The sequence below is a fragment of the Nonomuraea sp. NPDC049480 genome (assembly GCF_044465905.1).
Classification (GTDB): Bacteria; Actinomycetota; Actinomycetes; order Streptosporangiales; family Streptosporangiaceae; genus Nonomuraea.
The window spans coordinates 279,102-291,189 of record NZ_JBITMD010000004.1; the positions used below are offsets into that span (position 1 = coordinate 279,102).

The 12,088-nt window shown below is 70.0% G+C and carries 9 protein-coding genes; 7 read left to right on the forward strand and 2 right to left on the reverse strand.

Going from position 1 to position 12,088, the window contains the following annotated elements:
* Positions 1-22: 22 nt before the first annotated feature.
* From ACIBX3_RS14535 to ACIBX3_RS14545, 3 genes are all read left to right on the forward strand, one after another.
* The gene (locus ACIBX3_RS14535) at positions 23-979 is read left to right on the forward strand and encodes an ARPP-1 family domain-containing protein (protein ID WP_397116887.1); all 957 of its coding nucleotides are present in this window, start codon (positions 23-25) and stop codon (positions 977-979) included.
* A 228-nt stretch (positions 980-1,207) separates the two neighbouring features.
* Positions 1,208-4,114: a M36 family metallopeptidase gene (locus ACIBX3_RS14540; RefSeq protein ID WP_397116889.1), complete on the forward strand. Its 2,907-nt coding sequence runs from the start codon at positions 1,208-1,210 to the stop codon at positions 4,112-4,114.
* Positions 4,115-4,218: 104 nt separating this feature from the next.
* On the forward strand, positions 4,219-5,424 hold the full coding sequence (locus tag ACIBX3_RS14545) for an amidohydrolase family protein (protein ID WP_397116891.1): 1,206 nt from the start codon (positions 4,219-4,221) through the stop codon (positions 5,422-5,424).
* Positions 5,425-5,470: 46 nt separating this feature from the next.
* On the opposite strand, the gene ACIBX3_RS14550 is transcribed toward ACIBX3_RS14545, so the two are convergent.
* Positions 5,471-5,878 carry a hypothetical protein gene (locus ACIBX3_RS14550; RefSeq protein ID WP_397116893.1) on the reverse strand — a complete coding sequence of 136 codons (408 nt, stop codon included), beginning with the start codon at positions 5,876-5,878 and terminating at the stop codon, positions 5,471-5,473.
* A gap of 139 nt (positions 5,879-6,017) precedes the next feature.
* Complete coding sequence (locus ACIBX3_RS14555; protein ID WP_397116895.1) at positions 6,018-7,262, reverse strand: serine hydrolase domain-containing protein; 1,245 nt, start codon at positions 7,260-7,262, stop codon at positions 6,018-6,020.
* A gap of 197 nt (positions 7,263-7,459) precedes the next feature.
* Here ACIBX3_RS14555 and ACIBX3_RS14560 point away from each other — a divergent pair, with 197 nt between their 5' ends.
* The 4 genes from ACIBX3_RS14560 to ACIBX3_RS14575 all read left to right on the forward strand — a co-directional run bounded on the left by ACIBX3_RS14560 (position 7,460) and on the right by ACIBX3_RS14575 (position 12,082).
* Positions 7,460-8,494 carry a LacI family DNA-binding transcriptional regulator gene (locus ACIBX3_RS14560; RefSeq protein WP_397116897.1) on the forward strand — a complete coding sequence of 345 codons (1,035 nt, stop codon included), beginning with the start codon at positions 7,460-7,462 and terminating at the stop codon, positions 8,492-8,494.
* A 552-nt stretch (positions 8,495-9,046) separates the two neighbouring features.
* Positions 9,047-9,961, forward strand: a complete 915-nt coding sequence (locus tag ACIBX3_RS14565) for a carbohydrate ABC transporter permease (protein ID WP_397117404.1) — start codon at positions 9,047-9,049, stop codon at positions 9,959-9,961.
* A complete protein-coding gene (locus tag ACIBX3_RS14570; RefSeq protein ID WP_397116899.1) occupies positions 9,954-10,781 on the forward strand; it encodes a carbohydrate ABC transporter permease in 828 nt (275 codons plus the stop codon). Before ACIBX3_RS14565 ends, ACIBX3_RS14570 begins: the two co-directional genes overlap by 8 nt.
* A 17-nt stretch (positions 10,782-10,798) precedes the next feature.
* Positions 10,799-12,082: an ABC transporter substrate-binding protein gene (locus ACIBX3_RS14575; RefSeq protein ID WP_397116901.1), complete on the forward strand. Its 1,284-nt coding sequence runs from the start codon at positions 10,799-10,801 to the stop codon at positions 12,080-12,082.
* The last annotated feature ends 6 nt before the right edge of the window (positions 12,083-12,088 follow it).

Sequence of the window (12,088 nt, forward strand, 5' to 3'; positions counted from 1 at the left end):
GACTGGAAGGAGGAGTACGGACATGACGACCACCGCGCTGGACAGACTGCTGCCCACGCCGCTCGACCTCGACGGCTACCGGCTCGGCACGCCGCAGCGCGCCGGGGCACTGACCATGGTGCCGGTCTGGGGACCGCACCGGCCCGGCTTCGTGCCGCCGCGTTCCGGGCTCAAGCTGAAGCGAGTCGTCGGCTACGGCCAGGTGGAGCTGCACAACGGCGCCCGCGCGGGCGTGGCGATCGTGCCGCTGCACATCGGCTACATCCAGGACGGCGCGCAGAACCACGCCCTGTGCTCCTCGGCGCTGCTGGGCGCCGGGCAGACCAGGCGGTTCGACGACGCCTGCTGCGTCCAGGCCGCGCAGGGCGGCTACCTGGAGGGCCGGGACCAGTGGTTCTTCGTGCTGCCCGCCGAGCTGCGCGCCAAGGCGCTGGAGCTGCGCGGGCGCAAGGACTACGCCAAGCTGTGGCCGGACATCTCCGAGCTCAACCGCGCGTACGGGCTGCCGTCCCGCGGTCACCTGGAGCAGATCATCTCGCGTAAGCGGGCGATGCTGACCCAGTTCCAGAACCGGCTGGAGCTGGTGCCGGGGCAGCTCGGGGCGATCTTCTTCCTGCGCGGCAGGTTCGCGGGGCTGGAGCTGGCGCCCGACCCGGCGTACTTCGCCGAGCTGTGGACGGCGCTGGTCTGCTTCGCGTACGGTGTCGCCGCCTGGCAGGCCGAGCCGGAGCGGGCCGTCGCGGAGCCGTACGAGGCCACGGGCCTGGCGGAGCTGCGGGCCGAGCTGACGCGCGACCGGGACCGGCGGACGGCCGAGGTCGCCTCGTGGATGGCCGGCGTCGGCGGGGACATGCGCACGGTCGAGGAGGAGCGCTACCTCGACCTGCGGCTGTCCACCGTGACCGGCGACGGCCTGGCCGGCCAGGTGGTCACCGAGCGCGGGCGGCCGGTCTACGCCTCCGTCTTCGCCGCCCGGTAATTCGGTTGCGGCGGCGGCGGAGACAGCGGTTGAATGATCAGTGCGGGAACTGCGCCGGGCGCGGTGGGCAAAAACCTCATTCCATGTAAGGGATGGTCGTTCAACGACCCTTCGTGTCCGCCGAGGCGCCGGCCACCTGTCCCGCACTTAGATCTTGTCAGGTAGTCAATGCGGTGCTACCTCTTGCGAGTGCGCGCGATCCGCGCACCCTGACACGCAGGAGGAACCGTGTCGTCAAAGTCCTGGTTACGCAGCAGCACCCTCATCGTCGTCGCCCTGGCCGCGTCGGCTCTGGCCCCGACCGGGGCCGCGAGCGGCGCACCCGGCGGGCAAGCCCCGATCGTCCACGACTTCCAGGCCGAGGAGCACGGCAAGCCGGATGTGGACAACCGGCAGGGCCGGGTCCCGCCGCCGCCGGGGGCCAACCAGCGCAGGGCGGGTCCCACCGCCGAGATCCGCTGGAACGCTCTCGGCACCCCCGCCGCCGTCGTCAGCGCCGAGCCGCTGGCCGAGGGTCTGGGGTCCGATCCTGAGCAGGCGGCACGCGCCTACCTCAAGAACAACGAGAGCATCTTCGGATTGCCGGCCGAGGCCGTCGACGCGCTGGAGCGGGTCGCGGTCAATCCCATCGGCGCGGGCCACGCCGTGCTGTTGCGGCAGAAGTTCGGCGACCTGCCGGCCGGCGTGGACGGGCTCGTCGCGGTCGGCGTGGTCGACGGCACGGTCCGGCACGTCACGTCCTCGCTGTCGCGCGCCACACAGGCGCCCCCGGCCGCCGCGATCAGCGCCCAGCAGGCGTTGGAGATCGCGGCCAGGGACGGCGGCATCGACCTGGCCACGGCGGCCACCAAGCAGGCGACCCCGGTGGCGGTGCCCGCGCCCGACGGCGTGCACCGCGCGTTCCAGGTCGTGCTGATCGGCGGCGGGGGCGGCGAGGCGGCGGCGTACACGACGCACGTGGACGCGGTCAGCGGCGCCGTCCTGGTGCGGGAGAACCTCGTCGACCACCACGCCGACCCGGAGAACCCGCACTGGGAGGCGTTCCCGGCGAACCCGCGCGACGACTACTCCTCCGCCGACACCCGCCAGACCTGGTGCCACACGCCGGGCCCCGGCTGTGACTACGTGAGCGGCGGCGACCCGGCGACCGGCAAGGCGTGGGACGTCGACCACGCCACCGGCGCGCCGACGAACACCAGCATCGGCAACGCGGCCAGGACGTTCGAGAACCGGGCCAGCGGCGACCCGTTCACCGTGGGCACCCGCTCCAACGTGCTCACGCCGAGCAGGAACTACGCCTACCCGTGGCGCAACACCTGGTACGAGGCCAAGTGCGACCCGGCCACGCTGGACCAGCCGGGCGAGAACGACCTCGAGGCCGCGATCGCCAACCTGAACGCCATGCACAACCGCATGCACGACTGGTCGTACCGGCTCGGCTTCACCGAGACCGCCTGGAACATGCAGGACGACAACGGTGACCGGGGCGGGCTCGGCGACGACCCCGAGCAGGGCAACGCGCAGGCGGGCGCGCGGGTGCTGTCCGTACGCGACAACGCCAACCAGATCACCGGGCCCGACGGGGTCGCGCCGATCACGAACATGTACCTGTGGCAGCCGATCGCCGGGGCCTTCTACGCGCCCTGCGTGGACGGTGACTACGACATGTCGGTCATCGGCCACGAGTACACACACGCGATCTCCGGCCGCATGATCGCCGGGCCGACCGCCGGTTGGAGCGGCGCGCAGGCCGGCGCCATGAACGAGAGCACCTCCGACCTGTTCGCGATGGAGTACCTCTTCGAGTACGGGTTCCGCCCGTCCGGAGAGACCCCGTACGTCACAGGCGGCTACGTGACCGGCGACAGGCAGCGCGGCATCAGGAACTACGACATGTCGAAGTCGCCGCTCAACTACAGCGACCTCAACTACGACCTGGTCGGCCAGCAGGTCCACGCGGACGGCGAGATCTGGTCGGCCACGCAGTTCGACGTGCGCGCGGCCTTCGTCAAGCGGTACGGCGACGGCACGGCCAAGTCGCAGCGCGCGTGCGCCGACGGGAAGACGCCGGTCGAGAAGTGCCCCGGCAACCGGCGCTGGGCGCAGCTGGCGTTCGACGCCCTGCTGCTGATGGCCTCGGGCGCGGTCACGTACGTCGACCACCGCGACGCCATGCTCGCCGCCGACGCGATCCGCTTCGGCGGCAAGAACCAGGACATCATGTGGCGCGCGTTCGCCGAGCACGGCCTGGGCAGGGACGCGGCCAGCACCGGGCCGAACGACGGCGAGGCGACGCCGAGCTTCGCCAACCCGGTCGGCAAGAACGGCTCGCTCCAGCTGAAGCCCCTGGGCGAGGCCAAGGACGCGGCGCTGCGGCTGTACGTCGGCGACTACGAGGGACGGGCGGTCCCGGTGGCCGACACCGACCCGGCCACGCCGCTCGGCGACACCGTGGAGATGACGCCGGGCGTGTACGACTTCGTGGCCGCGGGCAGCGGGTTCGGGCACAAGCGGCTGAAGTTCGCGGTGCTGCCGGGCGTGAAGCTGCCGTTGCCGCTGCTGCTGACCCGCAACCACGCCTCGGCGGCGAGCGGCGCGGCGGCCACCGGCGACGGCGTCAACCAGGCCAAGCTGATCGACGAGACCGAGGCCACGAACTGGGCCTCGCTCACCGGTGCGCCGGCGGGCAAGTCGGTGGTCGTGGACCTGGCGGGCGACGCCCCGGTCAGGATCGGGCGGGTGCAGGTGAGCTCGATGCTCCGGCCGAACGTCAACGACCCGGCCGATCCCGGCGGGCAGAACCGCTTCTCCAGCCTGCGCGCCTTCGAAGTGCTGGCGTGCGGCTCGGGCTGCGCCGACCCGGCGAACTTCAGGAAGATCTACACCAGTCCGGCGGACGCGTTCCGCTCGGCGCTGCCGCGGCCCAGGGGCGCGGACATGATCTTCAAGTCGTTCGACGTGCGGGACACCAGTGCCACGCATCTGATGCTGCGCGTGGTCAGCAGCCAGTGCACCGGCAACCCGCTGTACGCGGGGGAGCAGGACAACGATCCGAACTCCGCGACGGACTGCGCCACGGCCAGCCCGCAGCGGGAGCACGTGAGGGCGGCCGAGTTCCAGGCGTTCTCGCACTGATCCATTTGTGGACCGGGTACGGGTCCGCGGGCCCGTACCCGGTTTTCTTGCGTCTAATAATTAGACGTCGTACTATCAGGCGCAGAACTAGATGGGGGAGAGACATGCGCACCTTGATCCGTAACGTTCGTGTCTTCGACGGCGAGCGGACCGCGCCCGGCGCCGACGTCCTGATCGACGGCGACCGCATCGCCGCCGACGCCGCCGGACCCGTGGACGTGGAGGTGGACGGCGCCGGCAAGACCCTGCTGCCCGGCCTGATCGACGCGCACGCGCACGCCTTCGAGGGCGACCTGGCGGAGGCGCTGAGGTTCGGCGTCACCACCGAGCTCGACATGAACAACCTGCCGCCCATCCTGGCCGAGCAGCGCCGCCAGGCCGCCGAACGCGACGACGTGGCCGACCTCCGCAGCTCCAGCATGATCGCCACCGTGCCCGGCGGGCACCCGACCCAGATCATGACCCCGGACCTGCTCAAAGCCCTCGGCTCGGACCGCGGGCTCGACACGGTGGCGGACGCGGACCAGGCCAAGGCGTTCGTGGAGGCGCGGCTGGCGGAGGGTGCCGACTACCTCAAGATCGCCGTCGACGACGGCGCGGCGTCCGGCATGGAGCTGCCCGCGCTGAGCCCCGAGCTCGCCGCCGTGCTGGTCGAGGCCGCACACGCCGCCGGGCTGCGGGTCGTCGCGCACACGGTGACGGCGCGCGAGGCGCTCATCGCGCTCGACGCGGGCGCCGACGGGCTGGCGCACCTCTACACGGATGCCGGAGGGGAGCTCGCCGAGGAGACGGCCGCCAGGATCGCCGCGTACGACGCGTTCGTGGTCAGCACGATCACGTACATCGAAGCGGTCACGGGCGACCCAGGTGGCGCGGAGCTGCTGCGGGACCCGCGCGTGGCGGGCCGGATGTCCGAGCGGTCGAAGGCCACGTTCGCGCGGGATTACACCGGGATCCCCGCGCACTCGGCGGGGGTGGTGAACGCCTCGCAGGCGGCGGCGGCGCTGGCGCGGGCCGGGGTGCCGGTGCTGGCCGGGACGGACTGCACGCCGTTCGGGCCCGTCCACGGGGCGGGGTTGCACCACGAGCTGCTGATGCTGACCGGGGCGGGCCTGACCTCGGCACAGGCGCTCACGGCGGCCACCAGCCTGACCGCCAGGTGCTTCGGGCTCACGGACCGGGGGCGGATCGCTCCCGGGCTCCGGGCCGACCTGCTGCTGGTGGACGGTGACCCGACCACGGACATCACCGCGACCCGCGCGATCACGGACGTGTGGCGGAACGGGGTGCGTCAGGTGCCTTCCGCATGAGAAGCCCGGCGGCTGAGTGCCGCCGGGCCTCGGGTACGTGGCGTTCTTAGTAGATGCGGTACTTCTTGCCGCAGTTGTCGAACTTGCCGCCCCAGCAGGTGAAGGTGTAGACCTTCTTGATCCCGTGGCCCTTCCAGGCGCCGGCGACCTTGCCGTCCCAGGACTTGTTGAACTTGTGCCAGCCGCCGTTCTGGTAGTACTCGAACCAGACCCAGCCCTTCTTGCCGCCCTTCTTTTCGACCCCGTACCACTTCGTGTAGACCTTGCCGCCCTTGCTCCAGGTCTTGCCGTAGGTGTAGGCCTTGTGATCGCTGGAGAAGAACTTGCCCCAGCTGCTGCCGGTCGTCGTGGTGGTGGTGCCGGTCTGGGTGGCGGCCTGGGCGGCCGGGGCGACGGCGAGGCCGGTGACGGCCATCGAGCCGACGAAAGTCGCGATCGCGAGGGTCTTGCGCATCGGGTTTCCTCCCCGTATCGGTGCTGGTGCTGCCGGGTTTTCGTCCGGCAGCACGGACATTACGGAGAGCGGAAGGGAACCTCTGCGCAGAAATCCACACGCCGAGAGTGATGCAGAGCACAGGCCGCGATGAGCCCGGTCACCGCCTGTCGGCGGGGAACGGCAGGAACGGCGCCTGCGTCGTCCGCGCCGTGGCGGCGCTCTGCCCGCACAGTGCCAGCAGCATGTGGTCGACGATCGCGAAGTCGATCGGGCTGGGCTCGACGACGCCGTTCACGATGCGCTGGTACTTCATGTAGTTGATGCCGAACGAGAGCTGGCGGCCGCCGTCAGGGCTGGACAGCGACTGCGCGCCCATGCCGAAGACGCCCCCGTCGTGTCCCCAGAACCGGCCGCACGGCAGGTCGAGAGCGTAGATGCCGAGGCCGTAGTGGTCGATCTGGCCTCCGCCCACCGTCACGGCGACCGTCTTCCGCATCTCGGCGAGCTGTGCCGCGCCGATCAGCCGGCCGCGCAACAGCTCCCGGTAGAAGCGGTTGAGGTCGTCCATCGTGGACGTGAGGGCCCCCGCCGTGCTTGCCCAGGACATGTTGTAGACGCTGTAGTCGCGCGGCGGATCGATCAGCCCGAACCACGACTCGTACGCCTTGGAGTGCGGACCCGGGATGTGGGGCGTGCGCGGGAACGACGTGTGCCGTAAACCGGCGCGCTGGATCACGTGCCGGGTGATGTGGCGCTCGGCGTCCTGGCCCGTCACCTTCTCCAGCAGCAGGCCCGCGAGCACGTAGTTGGCGTTCGAGTACGAGCCGGGCACCGCGCCGGGCTCGCCGGTCGCGGCCGCGCCGAGGCCGAGCCTGACCAGCTCTTCGGGCGCGATCGTACGGAAGCGGTGCTCGTCCAGGCTGGAGGTCGAGCCTTCCAGCAGCGAGGGGAACGCCGGGCCGATGTAGTCGCCGATGTGGCTGGTGTGGTTGAGCAGCATGCGTACGGTGATCTTCTGGCCGCGCTCGCCCGGGACCAGGTCCGGCAGGTAGCGGCCGATCGGCGCGTCCAGTTCGATGGTGCCGCGCTCGACCTGCTGCAGGACGGCCACGGCGGTGAAGGTCTTGGTGATGCTTCCGACCCGGTGGACCATGTCCGGCCGCACCGGACGGCGGGTGTCCACGTCGGCCACGCCGGAGGCGCCCCGCCACGTCCGGCCCCCGTCGCGGACGTTCGAGAGGATGCCGTACATGCCGGCTTCGTGCACGGCGTCCAGGGATGCCCGCAGCGCCTGCCGGTCGTCCGTCGCGGCGGCCGCCGGGCCGGGGGCCGCCAGGGTTCCTGCGATGAGCAGCGCGCCGCCCATCGTGGTCAGGACCTGTGTGAATCGGCGAGTAATCATGGTCATCAGCATGATGCGACGAGGGGTGGCGGGTTAGTCCGCTATGTCACCGGCTCTGCATGACATGGGTCATGCCTTGCCGATGACAATGCGGGGCGTACGAGAACTGACGGGGAACGCCAGACCGTCCAGGTCACGTTGCCTCGCCCGGGGTACTCTTCAGAACCGACCTGCACGCCTCGGAAAGGACACCGCCCATGCCCCATGCGGCGCGGCCCACGGTCACGCTGCACGACGTGGCCGCGGCGGCGGGGGTCTCGGTCGCCACCGCGTCCCGGGTCCTGGGCGGCAGCGCCCGGAAAGTGGCCCCCGAGTACGAGGCCCGCGTGCTGGCCGCGGCGGCGGCCCTGCGGTACACGGTGGACGCCTCCGCCCGGGCGATGCGACGGGCGAGTGACTCGATCGCGCTCGTCGCCGACGACCTCACGACGCCGTCCATGGGCATGATCGTGGCCGCGATGGAGCGGGAGGCGCGCACCGCCGGGGCCTTCGTCACCGTGTCCGCCACCATGGGCGCGCACGAGCGGCAGCTGGAGACCGTCCGACTGCTGCGGGCGCTGCGGCCGCGCGCGCTCGTGCTGACCTCCAGCCGGTTCATGGCCCACGCGCTCGGCGGGCGGCTGCTCAAGGAGCTGGCCGCGTACGAGAGGGAGGGCGGCCGGGTCGTGATCGTCGGCGAGACGGACATGGCCTTCGACGCGATCGGGTTCGACGATTACGGCGCGGGGCGGGCGGCAGGGGCCTTTCTCGCGGGGACGGGGCACCGGCGGGTGGCGATATTCGCCGGCGTCAGGGAGCTGCGTACCGTGTCCGATCGTACGGCGGGATTCGCCGACGGATTGCGTGCCGGGGGCGTTGACGAGCGGGATGTCCGGCCCGTTTACTGCGAGGTCAGCCGGCAGGGTGGATTCGACGCGGCGCGGCGGCTGGCCGAGGAGGGAATGGACGGGCGGCAGGCGGTTCTCGCGCTCAACGACACCGTCGCCATTGGGGCCATGTCGGGTTTCCGGGCGGCCGGGATAAACGTTCCCGAGGACGTTTCCGTGACGGGGATCGACGATATTCCGCTCGCCGGTGACGTGACGCCGAGATTGACGACGGTGGCGCTTCCGCTGGCGCACGCGGGGGCGGAGGCGATTCGTTTCGCGCTCGCGGAGGCAGGCGAGCCACGCCGCCTGATCGTCGAAGGCCGCCTGATCGTCCGCGACAGCACCCGCCTCCGCGACGCCTGATCGGCCCGCCCCTCTCCGGACGGCGTCCGCCTCGCCGCCTGCCGACGGTCTGCGTCGGGGCACGGGACGGGGAGCGGCCAGGGAACAGGAGGCGGGCGGAAGTGTGCGGCGGTGGATGTGGCCGCTTTGTGCCCGACGCCATGTCACTCTCGGTGACAGGCGCCGGCTTTTGCCGGTGTCCCGTCGCAGGTGTGCACTCATGCGCGCCCGGAAGGCCGGCAGGAAGGCATGGGGATGGTTCTGGGCTGCGCTGGGGCCGGGTGACGGCACGCGCGGAACGGGCCCGCCCACCGGTGCGATGCTCATTCGGGCAGGTCACGGCGGTGTAACGGGTGGGCGTACGGTGACCGGCAGATCCCTCACGGCGTGTGACGAGCGGTGTCGCCGCGTCGGCGATGGGTCCGCGGTAGCGCTCTTGACGCTCGCGTAACAGGCATGCAAACTGCGGAATACGTTTTCCCAACCATGGCGGACCCCGTCTCGCGGTGACAGGAGGTCACGAATGATCGCGTCGAGGAGGCCCGCGTGAGTGCTCTTGGCGAGCTCCAGCGCATGCGCAAGGGCAGCGGCGGAACCCTCGGCGCCGGCAGGGAAGCCAAGAAGGACAATAAGGCGGCGTTCGCGTTCCTGCTGCCCTGGTTCGCGGGCCTGCTGTTCATCACGGCCGGCCCGATCGCGGCCTCGTTCGTGCTGGGCTTCACCGACTACAACCTGATCCAGCCCCCGGTCTTCAACGGCCTGGACAACTGGATCCGCATGCTCGGCGACGCCCGCCTGCACAAGGCGATCGGCGTGACGCTGGTCTACGTCCTCGTCTCCGTGCCGCTGCAGCTGGCCTGCGCCCTGGCGCTGGCGCTCGTGCTGGACAAGGGGCTGCGCGGCCTGGCGTTCTACCGCTCGGCGTTCTACCTGCCGTCGCTGCTCGGCTCCTCCGTGGCGATCGCGGTGCTGTGGCGGCAGATCTTCGGCGCCGACGGCCTGTTCAACCAGGTGCTGTCCATGGCCGGCATCGAGGGCAGGGGCTGGATCTCCGACCCGGACAGCGCGCTGTCGACGCTGATCGTCCTGAACGTGTGGACGTTCGGCGCCCCGATGGTGATCTTCCTGGCAGGACTGCGCCAGATCCCCGCGATGTACTACGAGGCCGCGGCCACGGACGGCGCCGGAAAGTGGACCCAGTTCCGGAGGATCACGATCCCGCTGCTGTCGCCGATCGTCTTCTTCAATCTGGTCCTGCAGGTCATCCACGCGTTCCAGTCGTTCACGCAGGCGTTCGTGGTCTCGGGCGGCAGCGGCGGGCCCTCGGACTCCACCCTCTTCTACACGCTCTACCTCTACCAGCGGGGATTCGGGAATTTCGACATGGGGTACGCCTCCGCGCTCGCCTGGCTGCTGCTCGTCATCATCGCCGCGTTCACCGCCATCAATTTCTGGGCCGCGAAATTCTGGGTCGTTTACGATGACTGAAATCCGTAGGGTGCTCAAGCACGCCGGTCTCATTCTGCTGGCACTGGTGATGCTCTATCCGGTGTTGTGGATGGTGGTCAGCAGCCTGCGGCCCAACAACGAGATCTTCCGCCGCCCCGGCCTGATCCTCGACAGTCTCCAGACGCAGAACTACGGCGAGGGCTGGACCGCCCTGGCCTCCCCGTTCGGCCACTACCTGGCCAACTCGGCGATCCTGGTGCTGGCCTGCATCATCGGCAACCTGGTGTCCTGCTCGATGGCGGCGTACGCGTTCGCCAGGCTGGACTTCACCGGCAAGCGCCTGTGGTTCGCCATCATGCTCGGCACGATCATGCTGCCGATCCATGTGATCATCGTCCCGCAATACATCATGTTCTCCCAGCTCGACTGGGTGAACACGTTCCTGCCGCTGGTGGTGCCGAAGTTCCTGGCCACCGACGCGTTCTTCGTCTTCCTCATGGTGCAGTTCATCCGCGGGCTGCCCCGCGAGCTGGACGAGGCGGCCAGGATCGACGGCTGCGGCCACGCCAGGATCTTCCTGCGGATCATCCTGCCCCTGATGATGCCGGCCCTCGCCACAACCGTGATCTTCACCTTCATCTGGACGTGGAACGACTTCTTCGGCCAGCTCATCTACCTGACGGACCCGGAGATGTACACCGTGCCGGTGGCGCTGCGCTCGTTCGTGGACGCCACGGTCTCGACCTCCTGGGGATCCATGTTCGCGATGAGCGTGGTGTCCCTGGCTCCGGTCTTCCTCGCCTTCCTCGTCGGCCAGCGCTACCTCATCCGCGGTATCGCCACCACCGGCGGCAAGTAACCCCCCAAGGACTCATCATGAGAAGAATCGCTCTGGCCGCCGCGGCGGCACTCATGCTCACCGCCTGCGGCAGCGGCGGCGGCAGCGCCGGTCAGGAGCTGTCGAAGGACCCGGTCACCCTCCGCTTCACCTGGTGGGGCGCGGACGAGCGGCACAAGCGCACCCAGCAGGTCATCGACCTCTTCCAGAAGAAGTACCCGAACATCACCGTCAAGGGCGAGTTCAAGGACTGGAACGGCTACTGGGAGAGCCTCGCCACCACCGTGGCCGCGAACGACGCGCCCGACGTCATCCAGATGGACGAGCTCTACCTCGCCTCGTACGCCGAGCGCGGCGCCCTGCTCGACCTCGGCACCGCCACCAAGCACCTCAAGACCGCCGACTTCGACAAGTCCGCCCTGGACACCGGCATCGTCAAGGGCAAGCAGTACGCCATCCCCGTAGGCCTGAGCACGTACGCGATCGTCGCCAACACCGGCCTCTTCGACCAGTTCAAGATCAAGCTCCCGGACGACGCCACCTGGTCCTGGGACGACTTCAAGAAGGTCGGCGAAGAGGTGTCGAAGGCGGGCGGCGGCAAGGTCACCGGCATCCAGTCCTTCGGCTTCGACGCCGGCAGCATGAACATCTGGGCCCGGCAGAACGGCGCGGCCCTGTTCGACGAGGCGGGCAAGGTCGCCGTTCCGGAGAACGTGCTGGCCGGCTACTGGACCTACATCCGCGACCTGGCCAAGTCCGGTGCCGCCCCGGCACCGTCGGTGACCATCGAGCGGGCCAGCGGACCGCTGGACCAGTCCGGCACGGCCACCAACACCGCGGCCCTCGCCACCTGGTGGAACACCCAGCTGACGTCGCTGAGCGCGGCCAGCGGGTCCAAGCTCAAGCTGCTCAAGCTGCCCGGCGAGTCGCAGGCGACGTCCCCGGCCGCGTACTTCAAGCCCTCGATGTTCTGGTCGATCTCCTCGCGCAGCAAGCACCCGGCCGAGGCGGCGCTGTTCGTGGACTTCCTGGCCAACGGCGAGGAGGCGGCGAACGTGCTGCTGACCGACCGCGGCGTCCCGGCCAACACGAAGATCCGCGCGGCCATCACCCCGAAGCTCGGGGAGACGGACAAGGCGGCGGCCGAGTACCTCGACACCCTCGAGGTCGGCACCGCCCCCCGAGTGACGCCGAACGGCGCCAGTAACCTCGAAGCCATCATCAAACGGCACACGGAAGAGGTGCTGTTCGACCGGCAGACGCCGGAGCAGGCCGCCAAGTCGTTCATCAAGGAGCTGCAGACCGAGATCGACGGCGCCTGATCCCCC